General features: G+C 63.1%; 15 protein-coding genes. 14 read left to right on the forward strand and 1 reads right to left on the reverse strand.

Annotated features, from left to right (window positions below; genetic code table 11):
* Positions 1 to 210: 210 nt before the first annotated feature.
* The 14 genes from sucC (at position 211) to lpdA (ending at position 13,859) form a co-directional block, all read left to right on the forward strand.
* Positions 211 to 1,404: an ADP-forming succinate--CoA ligase subunit beta gene (sucC, locus tag ABFK29_RS17310; RefSeq protein WP_005858954.1), complete on the forward strand. Its 1,194-nt coding sequence runs from the start codon at positions 211 to 213 to the stop codon at positions 1,402 to 1,404.
* Between the two features lie 189 nt (positions 1,405 to 1,593).
* Positions 1,594 to 1,956 (forward strand): hypothetical protein, encoded by a 363-nt coding sequence (locus ABFK29_RS17315; RefSeq protein ID WP_005858956.1) that lies wholly within the window; start codon positions 1,594 to 1,596, stop codon positions 1,954 to 1,956.
* A 157-nt stretch (positions 1,957 to 2,113) separates the two neighbouring features.
* Positions 2,114 to 3,001 (forward strand): succinate--CoA ligase subunit alpha, encoded by an 888-nt coding sequence (gene sucD / locus ABFK29_RS17320; protein WP_005858958.1) that lies wholly within the window; start codon positions 2,114 to 2,116, stop codon positions 2,999 to 3,001.
* Positions 3,002 to 3,360: 359 nt separating this feature from the next.
* A complete protein-coding gene (locus tag ABFK29_RS17325) occupies positions 3,361 to 3,825 on the forward strand; it encodes a hypothetical protein (RefSeq protein WP_005858960.1) in 465 nt (154 codons plus the stop codon).
* Between the two features lie 17 nt (positions 3,826 to 3,842).
* Positions 3,843 to 4,511 (forward strand): hypothetical protein, encoded by a 669-nt coding sequence (locus ABFK29_RS17330; protein ID WP_157136481.1) that lies wholly within the window; start codon positions 3,843 to 3,845, stop codon positions 4,509 to 4,511.
* A 106-nt stretch (positions 4,512 to 4,617) separates the two neighbouring features.
* Complete coding sequence (locus tag ABFK29_RS17335; protein ID WP_005858964.1) at positions 4,618 to 7,584, forward strand: 2-oxoglutarate dehydrogenase E1 component; 2,967 nt, start codon at positions 4,618 to 4,620, stop codon at positions 7,582 to 7,584.
* 46 nt (positions 7,585 to 7,630) lie between these two features.
* Positions 7,631 to 9,163, forward strand: coding sequence for a 2-oxoglutarate dehydrogenase complex dihydrolipoyllysine-residue succinyltransferase (gene odhB / locus ABFK29_RS17340; RefSeq protein WP_005858966.1), 1,533 nt, complete (start codon positions 7,631 to 7,633; stop codon positions 9,161 to 9,163).
* 60 nt (positions 9,164 to 9,223) lie between these two features.
* Positions 9,224 to 9,730, forward strand: coding sequence for a hypothetical protein (locus ABFK29_RS17345; protein ID WP_005858968.1), 507 nt, complete (start codon positions 9,224 to 9,226; stop codon positions 9,728 to 9,730).
* Between the two features lie 3 nt (positions 9,731 to 9,733).
* Entirely contained in the window at positions 9,734 to 10,273 is a 540-nt protein-coding gene (locus ABFK29_RS17350) for a hypothetical protein (RefSeq protein ID WP_005858969.1), read from the forward strand.
* Positions 10,270 to 10,503: a hypothetical protein gene (locus ABFK29_RS17355; protein ID WP_005858971.1), complete on the forward strand. Its 234-nt coding sequence runs from the start codon at positions 10,270 to 10,272 to the stop codon at positions 10,501 to 10,503. The genes ABFK29_RS17350 and ABFK29_RS17355 overlap by 4 nt, the downstream gene beginning before the upstream one ends.
* 1 nt (position 10,504) lies before the next feature.
* Entirely contained in the window at positions 10,505 to 11,479 is a 975-nt protein-coding gene (locus ABFK29_RS17360; protein ID WP_005858973.1) for a glycosyltransferase family 2 protein, read from the forward strand.
* 97 nt (positions 11,480 to 11,576) lie between these two features.
* Positions 11,577 to 11,966 (forward strand): MAPEG family protein, encoded by a 390-nt coding sequence (locus ABFK29_RS17365; protein WP_005858975.1) that lies wholly within the window; start codon positions 11,577 to 11,579, stop codon positions 11,964 to 11,966.
* Positions 11,963 to 12,352: an MAPEG family protein gene (locus tag ABFK29_RS17370; protein WP_005858977.1), complete on the forward strand. Its 390-nt coding sequence runs from the start codon at positions 11,963 to 11,965 to the stop codon at positions 12,350 to 12,352. The genes ABFK29_RS17365 and ABFK29_RS17370 overlap by 4 nt, the downstream gene beginning before the upstream one ends.
* A 106-nt stretch (positions 12,353 to 12,458) precedes the next feature.
* Positions 12,459 to 13,859, forward strand: a complete 1,401-nt coding sequence (gene lpdA / locus ABFK29_RS17375) for a dihydrolipoyl dehydrogenase (protein WP_005858979.1) — start codon at positions 12,459 to 12,461, stop codon at positions 13,857 to 13,859.
* Positions 13,860 to 14,099: 240 nt separating this feature from the next.
* Here lpdA and ABFK29_RS17380 read toward each other — a convergent pair whose 3' ends face one another.
* On the reverse strand, positions 14,100 to 14,702 hold the full coding sequence (locus tag ABFK29_RS17380) for a pyridoxamine 5'-phosphate oxidase family protein (RefSeq protein WP_005858981.1): 603 nt from the start codon (positions 14,700 to 14,702) through the stop codon (positions 14,100 to 14,102).

A 14,702-nucleotide genomic window follows, 5' to 3' on the forward strand; every position in this document is an offset into this window, starting at 1 on the left:
GGCCGCCGACGCCTTTGGGACAAGATAGCGCTTGATTCCTTGACAAACGCTAACACCGCCAATGCTTGTGATCACACTTTTCCGGGCTGTGATCACAGATGTCGGAAAGTAACCCCTTTTTCACGTTCATTGGCATTTTTTGTTTAACCCCACCCGCAATGCGTGCCTATACCCGATGCAAATCGCAGCAAGCACGGGGATCACGTACCCATGAATATCCACGAATATCAGGCCAAGGCACTTCTGCGCAGCTACGGGGCTCCGGTGTCGGACGGACGCGTCGTCCTGAGAGCCGAAGAAGCAAAGACCGCGGCAGGTGCACTCGATGGCCCGCTCTGGGTGGTCAAGGCGCAGATCCACGCGGGCGGCCGCGGCAAGGGCTCCTTCAAGGAGGCCGACGCGGGCGAGAAGGGCGGCGTGCGCCTCGCCAAGAGCGTGGAAGAAGCGGCGGAAGAAGCCAAGAAGATGCTGGGCAAGACGCTCGTCACCCACCAGACCGGCCCGGCCGGCAAGCAGGTGAACCGCATCTACATCGAGGACGGCTCCGACATCGAGCGCGAGCTGTATCTTGCGCTGCTGGTGGACCGCCAGACTTCCCGCATCTCCTTCGTGTGCTCCACCGAGGGTGGCATGGACATCGAGGAAGTGGCCGCGAGCACCCCGGAAAAGATCCTGTCCTTCTCCGTCGATCCGGCCACCGGCTACCAGCCGTTCCACGGCCGCCGCATCGCCTTTGCGCTCGGTCTCGACAAGGCCGGCCAGAAGCATTGCGTGAAGCTGATGGGCATCCTCTACAAGGCCTTCGTCGAGAAGGACATGGAGATGCTCGAAATCAACCCGCTGATCGTCCTGAAAGACGGCACGCTCAAGGTGCTGGACGCCAAGCTGGGCTTCGACGGCAACGCTTTGTACCGCCAGGCCGAAGTGGCCGAGCTGCGTGACGAGACCGAGGAAGATTCCAAGGAACTGCAGGCGTCGAAGTACGACCTGAACTACATCGCCCTCGACGGCGAGATCGGCTGCATGGTGAACGGCGCGGGCCTTGCCATGGCGACCATGGACATCATCAAGCTTTATGGGGCCGAGCCTGCCAACTTCCTCGATGTGGGCGGCGGCGCGACCAAGGAGAAGGTGACCGAGGCGTTCAAGATCATCACCTCGGACAAGAACGTCAAAGGCATCCTCGTCAACATCTTCGGCGGTATCATGCGCTGTGACATCATTGCCGAAGGCGTCATCGCCGCAGTGAAGGAGGTTGGCCTGCAAGTCCCGCTTGTCGTCCGTCTCGAAGGCACGAACGTCGAGAAAGGCAAAGAGATCATTGCGAACTCCGGCCTGAACGTGATCGCCGCCGACGACCTCAAAGACGGCGCCGAGAAGATCGTGAAAGCCGTCAAGGGCTGACCTGACCGCCGGCGGACCTCAGGGAATGCCGGCCGTCTCCCTTCCTTGCACAGGGACGATACATGACCCTCCCCTTCCACATGTCCGCAGCAAGACGCCGCGACCGCTCTGGCGGTCGTGACGGCATTGCTTCCGCCGCGGAACCTGGAACGGGTTTTCAGGGTTGTCTCTTCAATGGAGGGAACTCGGATGAACAAGATCTTACGTCATGGCGACCTGCCGGGTCGCGCGGCCCTGAAGCGGATCACCACGCCAGCGGCGAAGAACACGGACCGCTGGACGCCGTTGGTGTTTGGCGGCGCGCTGATCGGGATCGGTGCCGTTCTGCTGAAGGTCAAGCCGCGCATCGGCCATGTGCCGAACCCGACGCCGTTTACGGACCAAACCACATCCAAGCGCCGGCATATCAACGCGCGCAAGGCCCGCGACACGGTGAAGGCCTTCGCACCCACCAATGTCACCGACCAGATCGGTCGTTCGCTCGTTCTGGGCGGCACGGCTTTGCTGCTGACACGCCTGCTGGACGAAGCATCCGGTCGCGCGCGGCGGTAAACGTCCGAGCGTCCGGCGCCACTGACACGGCAAACATCACCCCGAGATGGGACCCGCAGGCACACGCCCGCGCGGTCCCGTTTGCATGTCCGGCCCGAGGCACTGGCGCCCGGGCCCCCGAAACCCCGTAATTCACTCCACGAAGAAAGCGTACATCATGGCCGTTCTCATCGACGAAAACACCAAAGTCATTTGCCAGGGCTTCACCGGCTCGCAGGGCACTTTCCACTCGGAACAGGCCATTGCCTACGGCACCAAGATGGTCGGCGGCGTGACGCCCGGCAAAGGCGGTCAGACCCACCTCGACCTTCCCGTCTTCGACAGCGTGCACGAAGCCAAAGCCAAGACCGAGGCAAACGCATCGGTGATCTACGTGCCGCCGCCGTTCGCTGCCGACTCAATCCTCGAAGCGATCGACGCTGAGATGGAACTGATCGTCTGCATCACCGAGGGCATCCCGGTGCTCGATATGATGAAGGTCAAGCGCGCGCTGGAGAACTCCAAATCGACGCTGATCGGCCCGAACTGCCCCGGCGTCATCACGCCCGACGCCTGCAAGATCGGCATCATGCCCGGTCACATCCACAAGCGCGGCAAAGTGGGCGTCGTGTCCCGCTCCGGCACGCTGACCTACGAGGCCGTGAAGCAGACCACCGACGTCGGCCTCGGCCAGTCGACCTGCGTCGGCATCGGCGGCGATCCCATCAAAGGCACTGAGCACATCGACGTGCTGGAATGGTTCCTGGCGGACGACGAAACCGAGGCGATCATCATGATCGGTGAAATCGGCGGATCGGCGGAAGAGGACGCGGCTGCGTTCCTCGCCTCCGAAAAGAAAAAGGGCCGCTGGAAGCCGACCGCCGGTTTCATCGCGGGCCGCACCGCACCTCCGGGGCGCCGCATGGGCCACGCGGGCGCCATTGTCGCCGGCGGCAAAGGTGGTGCCGATGACAAGATCGAAGCGATGAAGGCCGCCGGCATCGTCGTGGCGGACAGCCCCGCCACGCTCGGCGAGGCCGTGCTCGAAGCCATCAAGAATGGCTGACCGGATCGGGTGGCCCGCAAGGGACACCCGGCCCACCCGGACGGTGGAGGACGAATGCGACCGTTTCCGCGCTCTTCACTTCCCGACCTTAAGACAGGCCGCGTGCGACACCACGGATCGCCCGGGCCACACCCCAAGAACGAGCCCCGGGGAAAGGCGGGAGCGATGGATAGCATGGCACATCAAGGAGCCTGTTCCGTACGGACCGCACCGCCAGTGTGCGGCCTGTACGCATTCACGACATCGCAACCCGCCCCACTGACCGGGCAGATGGATGCGCGTGTCCTGGCGCGCCTTCGCCCGACCGTCGCTTCGCAATCCAACCGGTCGCCCGACCATTTCCCTCGGGGAGCCGTGCGATGATGTCGCCCGAACAACCGAAGAGAAGGGTCGGACTGCGCATCATCATCGCGTTCGTCGGCGTGGTCGGGGCTTTCATTCTGTGGGACGAACTCGTGCCGCGCGGCCCCGTCTCCGAAGGCATGCAGGCGCGGCTTCGCTGTGTCGCGAAATCGGTCGCTCTGCATCAGGCCCTGTTCTCCGCAGAGGAAGAGGGCATTGCGTTGGAACGCGACTTCCGCGAAGAATTCGATACGGTATTCAATGGGTTGCAACGTTTCCAGAGAGGCCTTGTCCGACGCGACGATCCCGGAAGACTCGCTTTCCGCCCGATCATGATCCAGGAGGAGGACGCCAAGGACGCGGCAATGGCAGAAGATCCGCAGGGATACCTCACCCGCGCATGGGCGGAACTGCAGGCCTGCTACGACGCGTTGTTCCTGCAACAGTCCGCTGGCCGCCAGATGCAGGAGGGCGTGGCATGATCAACAGGTCACTTTCCATGTCTCGTTGCACGGCGGCCCTGACAGCGGCCCTGTGGTGCGTATCGCTGCCGGCCTCCGCGCAGGAGGACGACACCGCCGCCATGCTGGTCCAGTTCCAGAACGCGACCTGCGCCTCGCCCGTTGCCACGCCGCTGTCGCAGGTCGATTTCGGCAGCGACTGGCGAGAGGCGCAGGACGAAGACCGCGAAGCGTTGGTGGAGCTTCTGGCCGATTTCGCAACCCGGATCGATTTCCTCACCAACCAGCAGGGCGATGCCGATCCGAAGGCGGTTCTGGCAGGTCACCGGCTGCGCTGGCAGCGTGCCATCCTCGCCACGGATCCCGCGGCACCGCAGGCCCGGATCATGCGGCACACCACCGTCGGTGCGTTGACCTCCGCCCTCTACGCCGAGCAGGCAGAGGGCGAGTCGATGCTGTCCTGCACGCTTGTCCTGCAGGGTCCCAGCGAAGACCTAGTCGACGGCCTTGCGCGTCGCTTCGAGGTCATGCCGGTTTACGAGAACGCCCTGACGCGCCACTGGCAGGCAAGGGACGCCGTGACCTCTCCGGACGGTGAAACCCGCGATGCCTTGCGCAGCCTGACCCTGCGTCTGTCGCCCGCCGACCAGTCGGTCACGCATGCGGTGCTGACCTATCGAACAACGCTTGCCCGTGGGGAGGAATGAGGATGCGCCCCTCCTCTCTCCCGGTCACAATCCTGTCGAGGGCCTTGCCTCCCTCGGTGAAACCCGGTCCCAACGAATACGGTCCCAACCCACAAGAGGTGCCCCAATGACCGACCAAAGCCCGAACGACCTTTTCCGCGCCTCCAGCTTCATGCAGGGGCACAACGCGGAGTACCTGGAACAGATGTACGCCCGCTATGCCGCCAATCCGAGCGCGGTTGACGATGCCTGGGCGGCGTTTTTCAAACAGTTGGGCGACGATGAAACCTCTGTCCGGCGCGAGGCGGAAGGCCCTTCCTGGGCGCGCTCCGACTGGCCGCCCGCGCCGGAAGACGACCTTACAGCGGCCCTGACCGGCGAATGGCCGATGCCCGCCGTCCCGGCAGAGGCGAAGGGCGCCGCCAAAAAGATTGCCGCGAAGGCGAATGAGCAGGGCGTTTCCGTCTCGAACGAGGCGATCCAGCGCGCCGTTCTGGATTCGATCCGCGCGCTGATGCTGATCCGGGCCTACCGCATCCGCGGCCACCTCGCCGCCGACCTCGACCCGCTGGGTCTGCGCGACACGTCCAATCACCCGGAGCTCGACCCGAAGTCCTACGGCTTTACCGAAAGCGACATGGACCGCCCGATCTTCATCGACAACGTTCTGGGGCTGCAGATCGCCTCCCTGCGCGAAATCGTGTCTATCGTGAAACGCACCTATTGCGGCACCTTCGCACTGCAGTACATGCACATCTCGGACCCGGAGCAATCCTCGTGGCTGAAGGAACGGATCGAGGGCTACGGCAAGGAGATCCACTTCACGCGTGAGGGGCGCAAGGCGATCCTCAACAAGATGGTGGAGGCCGAGGGCTTCGAAAAGTTCCTACACGTCAAGTACATGGGCACGAAGCGGTTCGGTCTCGACGGCGGCGAATCCCTGATCCCGGCGATGGAACAGATCATCAAGCGCGGCGGCAACCTCGGACTGAAGGAAATCGTCATCGGGATGCCGCACCGTGGCCGCCTGTCGGTGCTCGCGAACGTGATGAACAAGCCCTACAAGGCGATCTTCAACGAGTTCCAGGGCGGCAGCTTCAAGCCGGAAGACGTGGACGGTTCGGGCGACGTGAAGTACCACCTCGGCGCGTCCTCCGACCGCGAGTTCGACGGCAACACCGTGCACCTGTCCCTGACGGCGAACCCATCGCACCTGGAAGCCGTGAACCCGGTCGTTCTGGGCAAGGTCCGCGCCAAGCAGGACCAGTTCGGCGACGTGAACCGGACGCAGGTCATGCCGATCCTGTTGCACGGCGACGCGGCCTTTGCCGGTCAGGGCGTCGTGGCGGAATGTTTCGCCCTGTCGGGCCTGCGCGGTCACCGCACCGGCGGCACGATGCACATCATCGTCAACAACCAGATCGGCTTCACCACCGCGCCGCATTTCTCGCGCTCGTCCCCCTACCCGACCGACAACGCGCTGGTGGTCGAGGCACCAATCTTCCACGTCAACGGCGACGACCCGGAGGCCGTCGTGCACGCCGCGAAGGTCGCGACCGAGTTCCGCCAGAAGTTCGGCAAGGACGTGGTCATCGACATCTTCTGCTATCGCCGCTTCGGTCACAACGAGGGCGACGAGCCCATGTTCACCAACCCGGTGATGTACAACAAGATCAAGAAGCAGAAGACGACGCTGACGCTGTACACGGAACGGCTGGTCAAGGACGGTCTGATCCCCGAGGGCGAGATCGAGGACATGAAAGCCGCGTTCCAGGCCAAGCTGAACGAGGAGTTCGAGGCAGGCAAAGTCTACAAGCCCAACAAGGCCGACTGGCTGGACGGTCGCTGGTCGCACCTCGACAAGCAGAAAGAGGGCAAGTACCAGCGCGGCAAGACGGCGATCAAGGAAGAGACCTTCCAGAAGATCGGCTCTGCCCTGACGACCGTTCCGGACGGTTTCCCGCTGCACAAGACCGTGGGCCGACTGGTCGACGCACGGGCACAGATGTTCAAGACGGGACAGGGTTTCGACTGGGCGACGGCAGAGGCCTTGGCCTTCGGTTCGCTCCAGCTCGAAGGGTATCCCGTCCGTCTGGCCGGCCAGGACTCCACACGTGGCACGTTCAGCCAGCGCCACTCCGCGTTCGTCAACCAGGAGACGGAAGAGCGCTATTACCCGCTGAACAACATCCGCGAAGGCCAGGCCCGGTACGAAGTGATCGACTCCGCGCTGTCCGAATACGCGGTGCTGGGCTTCGAGTACGGCTACTCCATGGCTGAACCGAACGCCCTGACCCTGTGGGAAGCGCAGTTCGGCGACTTCGCCAACGGCGCGCAGATCATGTTCGACCAGTTCATCTCAAGCGGTGAATCGAAGTGGCTTCGGATGTCCGGCCTCGTCTGCTTGATGCCGCACGGCTTCGAAGGCCAGGGGCCGGAACACTCATCCGCCCGCCTTGAGCGTTTCCTGCAGCTCTGCGGACAGGACAACTGGATCGTCGCGAACTGCTCCACGCCCGCGAACTATTTCCACATCCTGCGTCGCCAGCTGCACCGGTCCTACCGGAAGCCTCTGATGCTGATGACGCCGAAGTCGCTTCTGCGCCACAAGCTGTGCGTCTCGGAGATGGAGATGTTCACCACAGGCTCGTCCTTCCACCGCGTCCTCTGGGACGACTCGGAAACCGGGCATTCGGAAACCAAGCTGGTGGCGGACGACAAGATCAAGCGCGTCGTCATGTGCTCGGGCAAGGTCTACTTCGACCTCCTCGAAGAACGCGACGCCCGCGGTCTGGATGACGTCTACCTGCTGCGGGTCGAACAGTTCTACCCGTTCCCGGCGATCAGCCTCGTCAAGGAGCTGGAACGTTTCAAGCAGGCCGAGATGATCTGGTGTCAGGAAGAGCCGAAGAACCAGGGCGCCTGGTCCTTCATCGAGCCGAACATCGAATGGGTCCTTGGCCGCATCAAGGCCGAGCATCCGCGCCCGCGCTACGTGGGCCGCGCCACTTCGGCCTCGCCCGCGACGGGCCTGGCCTCCACCCACAAGGCACAGCAAGCCGCGCTTGTCGACGAAGCGCTGACGATCGAATGAACCTACGGCCGCAAGGCTCAGGGGTATTGAAAAAGGAAGTTAAAACATGACCGAAGTACGCGTCCCCACCCTTGGGGAATCGGTGACCGAGGCCACCGTGGCCACCTGGTTCAAGAAGCCAGGCGACAGCGTTGCCGTGGACGAAATGCTGTGTGAACTGGAAACCGACAAGGTAACGGTCGAAGTGCCCTCGCCCGTTGCCGGCACCCTGTCGGACATCGTGGCAAAGGAAGGCGATACAGTGGGCGTCGATGCCCTTCTGGCCAACATCGCCGAATCTGGCAGCGCCGGCCCCGAAGAGACGAAACCCCGCGAAAATGATGCCGAGACAAGCCGGGGCAGCGCCTCCGGTGGCGGCGACAGCGTCGACGTCGTGGTGCCCACTCTGGGCGAATCCGTGACCGAAGCGACCGTATCCACCTGGTTCAAGAAGGTCGGCGACAGCGTCACACAAGACGAGATGCTCTGCGAACTGGAAACCGACAAGGTCTCGGTCGAGGTGCCCGCTCCGGCCTCCGGCACACTGACGGAGATCGTCGCCCAGGAAGGCGAAACCGTCGAAGCCAACGCCAAGCTTGCGGTGATCGCCTCCGGCGAGGGTGTTTCCGCCGCGCCGAAAGCAGAGACCGCACCGAAGGACACGCAGTACTCCACACCGCCCGCGGGCGATGGCGGGCCGGGCAAGGACATCAAGGACGGCCCGGCAGCCGAAAAGGCCATGGCCGAAGCAGGTGTTTCCCGCGATCAGGTCAAGGGCACCGGCAAGGACGGTCGCGCGACGAAGGCAGATGTGGCCGCAGCCGTGGCTGCCGCGAACGCTTCCCCTGCGACATCCGCTCCGGCCTCTGCACCGCGTGCGCCCGTCGCGGCCCAAGATGAGGCACGCGAAGAGCGGGTGAAGATGACCCGCCTGCGCCAGACCATCGCACGCCGCCTGAAGGACGCGCAGAACACCGCCGCGATCCTGACCACCTACAACGAAGTGGACATGACCGAGGTCATGGCGCTGCGGTCCGAGTACAAGGACCTTTTCGAGAAGAAGCACGGCGTTCGTCTGGGCTTCATGTCCTTCTTCACGAAGGCCTGCTGCCACGCGCTGAAAGAAGTGCCCGAAGTCAACGCAGAGATCGACGGCACCGACATCGTCTACAAGAACTTCGTGCACATGGGCATCGCGGCGGGCACGCCGCAGGGTCTGGTGGTTCCGGTGATCCGCGACGCCGACAGCATGTCTTTCGCGGAAATCGAGAAGGCGATCAACGAGAAGGGCAAGCGCGCCCGTGACGGCAAGCTGTCCATGGCAGAGATGCAGGGCGGCACCTTCACCATCTCCAACGGTGGCGTCTATGGCTCGCTCATGTCCTCGCCGATCCTGAACCCCCCGCAGTCCGGCATCCTCGGCATGCACAAGATCCAGGACCGCCCGATGGTCATCAACGGCGAGATCAAGATCCGCCCGATGATGTATCTGGCGCTGAGCTACGACCACCGCATCGTCGACGGCAAGGGCGCAGTGACATTCCTCGTCCGCGTGAAAGAGGCACTGGAAGACCCCCGCCGCCTGCTGATGGACCTGTAACAGTTAAAGGGTCTGGCGAGTCTTCTCGTCAGACTCTTTTCTTTCGAAGAGGAGAATGAAATGCCGTTCCGCTGGCTAGCTGCGCTATTTCTTCTGTGTACTTCAGCAAATGCTGAGGTCATCACGGCGACTGATGGACGGCAGTTTGAATTAAACGAAGATGGAACGTTCTCCGAAATTGTTTTGGAGGCTGCTAGCAGAGCGCCGCTCGAGATCGGCGAGCCTTTGTTCACGCATAATGCTGGAAACTACAATCAAAACACGGTGCGCTTTATGCCTATCGTAACGAACACTACCGACAAAACCGTAGTGGGCTACCGCTTTTCTACGACTTTCCGGTCTGCATTTGGCGATGCTCTTTTCAATTTTTCCGGTGAAAGCAGCGAGCGTATCTCACCGGGTGCTACATCGAAGGCGTCGGCCTTCTATTATTGGGAGGACAATCAGTTTATCGGCGACCAACCCTACGATAAGTTGAAGATCTTCGAGGCTAATGGAACAGGATCAATCGAGACCGAAGTTACGGCGATCGCATTTGATGATGGGACTTTTTGGAAAGCCCAATAGAAAATGCTTTCTACGGTACCTGACGCCATCCGCCGCCGCCGCGCTTTCGCCCTGCCCGGGTACAAGACATTCGCAGAGGAAGGTTTCGACGGCGAATACGTCTCGCCCATTCAGATGACTTCCGGAAATCTCACAGGGCCGATGCTGATCTCCAAGGACTGGCTCGACGCGCCTTCGGCCAATGCCAACCGGGCCATCCTGACGAAACAGGGCTACCTGCCCGGCAACCACTACAACCGTGTCATCGACAAGGTTCTGGTCCTCGCTGGCCTTGTGCGCGCAGACATCTACATCACCCCCGTCTTCGGCCTGCTGACGGCGAAGCGGTCGTCCGTTATCCCGGCCAAGGACAGGCGCGCGTCGTTCGAGGCGGTCGGCCAGCACGAACTGATGGACCGAAAGCCCATCGCGCTCGGGACGGACGCGGCCTCCGTCCTACGTTGGTTCGGTATCGACCATATCGAAACCATACATCCCTCGGCGCGCGGCCTCACCTTCGACGACCGCGCCCGGCGGATCGCCAAGGCACTGGAGGCCGCATGACACACCAACTTCTTCTCAGGTTCGACAGCTTCGATCCGTCCGCTTTCGACGCGGACGCGGAGGCGCGCGGTCAGGTGGGCCTGACACTGCTGCAAATGTGGCGCGAAGGCACGGGCAGGCACTGGGCGCTGTTCTCGGTCAACGACGCCGACAAGGCAAAGGCGTGGCTTTCGAAGGAAGCCGGGCTTGGCCATCCGCCCTCTGCCTCGCACATGCTGGAGACCGTTTGACGTGACGCCCCCGGCCCGCATCGCGCTTGTGTCCTGCATGAGAAACGAAGGCATCTTCGTGCCGGAATGGCTGGCGTACCATGCGGGCCTGGGCTTCGACCGGATCGTGGTGGCGACCAACGGCTGCAGCGACGGCACCGATGCGCTGTTGGCCCATCTCGCCAGTCGGGGCATGGTCGACCACATCGATCACGATCCGGCTGGCCGTCCGCCGCAGGATGCCGCGATGGATCTGGTCCTGGCCTGGGCGCGGGAGGCGGGCGTCACCCACATACTGCACATCGACGCCGACGAATTCCTTTGCCTGGCCGAAGGGGATTTGGCTGATCTTATTGAACGGACGCATGGCGCGGACGTGGTGCCCCTGCCGTGGCGCACCTTCGGCGACAGCGGCGTGACGAAGTGGACGCCTGGCGACCTCGTGCTGGAGAGGAACACCCGTGCGGAAGCTGAGCCAGTACCGGGTATCACCAAATTCAAGTGCCTCTTCCGCGTCGCGAGTTTTGCCCGCGCCACCGACCACAACCCGCTGGAGCCGCAAATCCCCGACCCGAAAGTGATGACGCCGGACGGCGCGCTGCTGTCCAATGCCTCCCTTTATCAGAAGAAGTCGGCGCGCTTCCGGCCGCACGAGGTTGCAGCCCGCGCGACCTCTGCCCAAGTCTATCACTACGCGGTGCGGTCCGAAGATGTGTTCCTGCTGAAGAACGACCGTGGCGACGGGCAAGGCAAGAGAGGCGATGCGAAATACCACCTGAACTCTCGCTGGCACCGGCAGGCCAACCGCAACGACGTCGACGCACCGGAGATGCTGCAATATCTTCCCGGTGTACGGTCACGTCTGGCGGAGTGGCGCCGGGATCCAGATTTCGCCCAGCTGGAACTGGCCTGCGCCGATGCCTTCGCCGCACAGCGGGCAAAGGTCCTGACGGCAGAGAACCGCGCGGCCTGGACCAAAGAGATGCGCCCGGCATGATCCGTTCCGACATACCATTGTCTATTGCGGCGCCCACATTCCACGACGTCGCTGCAAACCACGCAAGACCTGCTGGCACAGCGAAAGGAGACACTAAATGACCCCCGAACTGGCAGCCCTTGCCGCGACCGTGCTGGTACATCTGGCGGCCGTCGTCTGGTCGCAGAAATCCTTCGAGAAGGACGTTGGCCGGGAAGGCAATCTTTCCCCACGGGACGGGTCCATGGATCTGTCTGTCGAGACCGAGCGACTGAAACGCGCGTTGGGCAACCATACAGAGAACATCGCCCCGTTCGTAATCGCCGTCGTGCTCGTGCAGTTCACCGATTCGAACAGCTGGGTTACGGCGCTTTTCGCATGGGTCTTCGTGGCGGCACGTGCGCTCTATCTTCCGGCCTACGCCCTCGGATGGGTGCCCTGGCGGTCCTACCTCTTCATGGCGGGATTGCTGTCCACGCTGATCATGATCGTCGCGGCTTTCGTATGACCCCGGAGCTTACAATCCTGACGCTCGCGGCTCTGTTGCAGGCCGTGCAGTTCGCGATCTACTCCGTGGCAGCGCAGATGCAGGTCGGTACGCGCTATGCCGCTTCGCCACGGGACGAGCCGCGCCAGTTGACCGGTCTGGCGGGCCGCGCGCAGCGTGCGCTCAACAACCATTTCGAAGGGCTGATCCTCTTCTCCATCGCTGTCATGGTGGTTACGTACTCTGATATCGGAGACGAGTTCACAGCAGCCGCGGCTCTGGTCTATCTCGTAGCGCGGGTTCTTTACGTGCCCGCGTATCTCTTCGGTTGGGCGCCCTGGCGCTCGCTGATCTGGTTCGCGGGGTTTCTCGCCACCGTCTTCATGCTGATCTGGTGCCTCCTGTGACCGATCGGCCCCGCACACCCGGCCCAGTTTCGGGCTGAACGACTCCCGGGGGGCTCCGCCGGAGCGGGGGCACTGCCTCCTCCCCCTCAGACAGAAGGAAAACGACATGTCCCAATACGACGTCATCGTCATCGGTGCCGGTCCCGGCGGCTACGTTGCCGCCATCCGTTGCGCGCAGCTCGGCCTCAAAACCGCCTGCGTGGAAGGCCGCGAGACGCTGGGCGGCACCTGCCTGAACGTGGGCTGCATCCCGTCGAAGGCATTGCTGCATGCCTCGCACCAGTTGCACGAGGCCGAGCACAACTTCGCCAAGATGGGCCTGAAGGGTAAAAGCCCCTCCGTCGACTGGAAGCAGATGCTGGCCTACAAGGACGACGTTATCGGACAGAACACCAAGGGCATCGAATTCCTGTTCAAGAAGAACAAGATCGACTGGCTGAAGGGCTGGGCCTCGATCCCGGAAAAAGGCAAGGTCAAGGTCGGCGACGAGACCTATGACGCCAAGAACATCATCATCGCGTCGGGCTCCGAAGTGGCCAGCGTGCCGGGCGCGGACGTGACCGTGGACAACGAGGGCGGTGTGGTCGTGGACTCGACCGGCGCCCTGGCCCTGCCCAAGGTGCCAAAAAAGATGGTCGTGATCGGTGCGGGCGTGATCGGGCTGGAAATGGGCTCTGTCTACAAGCGTCTCGGCTCCGAGGTGCAGGTCATCGAGTTCCTCGATCACATCACCCCGGGCATGGATGCCGAGGTCCAGAAGCAGTTCCAGAAACTGCTGTCGAAGCAGGGCCTTGAGTTCACGATGGGCGCCGCCGTGTCCAAGGTGGAAGCCACAAAGACCAAGGCCAAGGTCACCTACAAGCTGCGCAAGGACGATAGCGAACATTCCGTTGACGCGGATGTGGTACTGGTCGCGACCGGCCGCAAACCCTTCACCGGGGGCCTGGGACTGGACGCGCTGGGAATCGAGATGACCAAGCGCGGTCAGATTGCGGTCAACGACCACTGGAAGACGTCTGTCGACGGAATCTACGCCATCGGCGACGTGATCGAGGGCCCCATGCTGGCCCACAAGGCCGAGGACGAGGGTATGGCCTGCGCGGAGGTGATCGCCGGGAAACATGGGCACGTGAACTACGGCGTGATCCCCTCGGTGATCTACACCGCCCCCGAGGTCGCCATGGTCGGCGCCACCGAGGCGCAACTGAAAGAGGCTGGCAAGGACTACAAGGTCGGCAAGTTTTCTTTCATGGGCAACGGCCGGGCGAAGGCCGTGTTCCAGGGCGACGGCTTCGTGAAGCTGCTGGCCGACAAGGAAACGGACCGCATCCTCGGCTGCCACATCATCGGCCCCGCCGCGGGCGACCTGATCCACGAGATCTGCGTCGGTATGGAATTCGGCGCCAGCGCTGAGGACATCGCCCTGACATGCCACGCGCACCCGACCTTCTCCGAAGCGGTGCGCGAGGCGGCGCTGGCCTGCGGCGACGGCGCTATCCACTCCTGAGGGTGTTGACCGACGCCATCTGCCCTGCGTAGCCGGAGTCGAAAACGGATGGAAAGGGGCGCGGTCCGGACCGCGCCCCTTGTTGTTTCACCTGGCATGGGTTCATGCGATACCGCTCGATGCCGGGTTGCCGAGGCATCCAGCAACGGATCGGCGGCGGCACCATCGAAGGCACGCCTGCCGATCAGGGCCGCATTACGTGGTCAGTGTCCGGGTCAGGCCCGCTTGGCCCACCCCGTTTCACCAAAGACGGGTCTTTGCGTAGTCCGGATAGGCGCGGTCGTAGTCCGCACCGCCCTGCGCGCCCTGCGACATGTCGGCGAGGATCTCGCCCACCGTCGGCAGGTCGAGTTGCGGGTCACGCGGCCAGAGCCCCGAGCGCATCAGTGCCTTGGCGCATTGCGTGTAGACCTCTGTCACGTCGACCACGATGACCGTGGCGGGCAGCCGGTCGCCCTTGGCAAAGCTCTGCCGCAGATCCTGGTCGTCGGTCAGGAATGCGCGGCCATTTACGCGGACCGTAGTGTGGGTGCCGGGGATCATGAACAGAAGGGCACAGCGCCCGTCGGACACGATATCCCGCAGGCAATCGAGCCGGTTGTTGCCGCGCCAGTCGGGCATCAGCAGACGCTCGGCGCCATCCACCCGGATCACCGGGCCATCGTCGCCGCGCGGCGAACCATGCACACCGTCCGGCCCGACCGTGGAAAGGATACAGAACCGTGCTGCCTCTACCCAGCGGCGATAGAGCGGCGTCAGGCTTGGCGAAACCTTGACCAGCGCGGCCGGGACCGCTTCGGGATAAAGCGCCTCAAGGTCCGGGACGGTCGCTATGGGCTTCAT

Source organism: Sagittula stellata E-37 (assembly GCF_039724765.1).
In the GTDB taxonomy this organism is placed as follows: Bacteria; Pseudomonadota; Alphaproteobacteria; order Rhodobacterales; family Rhodobacteraceae; genus Sagittula; species Sagittula stellata.

Coding starts and splice junctions, on each gene's coding strand:
- sucC (WP_005858954.1), top strand. CDS start 211: ATGAATATCCACGAATATCAGGCCAAGGCACTTCTGCGCAGCTACGGG.
- ABFK29_RS17315 (WP_005858956.1), top strand. CDS start 1,594: ATGAACAAGATCTTACGTCATGGCGACCTGCCGGGTCGCGCGGCCCTG.
- sucD (WP_005858958.1), top strand. CDS start 2,114: ATGGCCGTTCTCATCGACGAAAACACCAAAGTCATTTGCCAGGGCTTC.
- ABFK29_RS17325 (WP_005858960.1), top strand. CDS start 3,361: ATGATGTCGCCCGAACAACCGAAGAGAAGGGTCGGACTGCGCATCATC.
- ABFK29_RS17330 (WP_157136481.1), top strand. CDS start 3,843: ATGTCTCGTTGCACGGCGGCCCTGACAGCGGCCCTGTGGTGCGTATCG.
- ABFK29_RS17335 (WP_005858964.1), top strand. CDS start 4,618: ATGACCGACCAAAGCCCGAACGACCTTTTCCGCGCCTCCAGCTTCATG.
- odhB (WP_005858966.1), top strand. CDS start 7,631: ATGACCGAAGTACGCGTCCCCACCCTTGGGGAATCGGTGACCGAGGCC.
- ABFK29_RS17345 (WP_005858968.1), top strand. CDS start 9,224: ATGCCGTTCCGCTGGCTAGCTGCGCTATTTCTTCTGTGTACTTCAGCA.
- ABFK29_RS17350 (WP_005858969.1), top strand. CDS start 9,734: ATGCTTTCTACGGTACCTGACGCCATCCGCCGCCGCCGCGCTTTCGCC.
- ABFK29_RS17355 (WP_005858971.1), top strand. CDS start 10,270: ATGACACACCAACTTCTTCTCAGGTTCGACAGCTTCGATCCGTCCGCT.
- ABFK29_RS17365 (WP_005858975.1), top strand. CDS start 11,577: ATGACCCCCGAACTGGCAGCCCTTGCCGCGACCGTGCTGGTACATCTG.
- ABFK29_RS17370 (WP_005858977.1), top strand. CDS start 11,963: ATGACCCCGGAGCTTACAATCCTGACGCTCGCGGCTCTGTTGCAGGCC.
- lpdA (WP_005858979.1), top strand. CDS start 12,459: ATGTCCCAATACGACGTCATCGTCATCGGTGCCGGTCCCGGCGGCTAC.
- ABFK29_RS17380 (WP_005858981.1), bottom strand. CDS start 14,702: ATGAAGCCCATAGCGACCGTCCCGGACCTTGAGGCGCTTTATCCCGAA.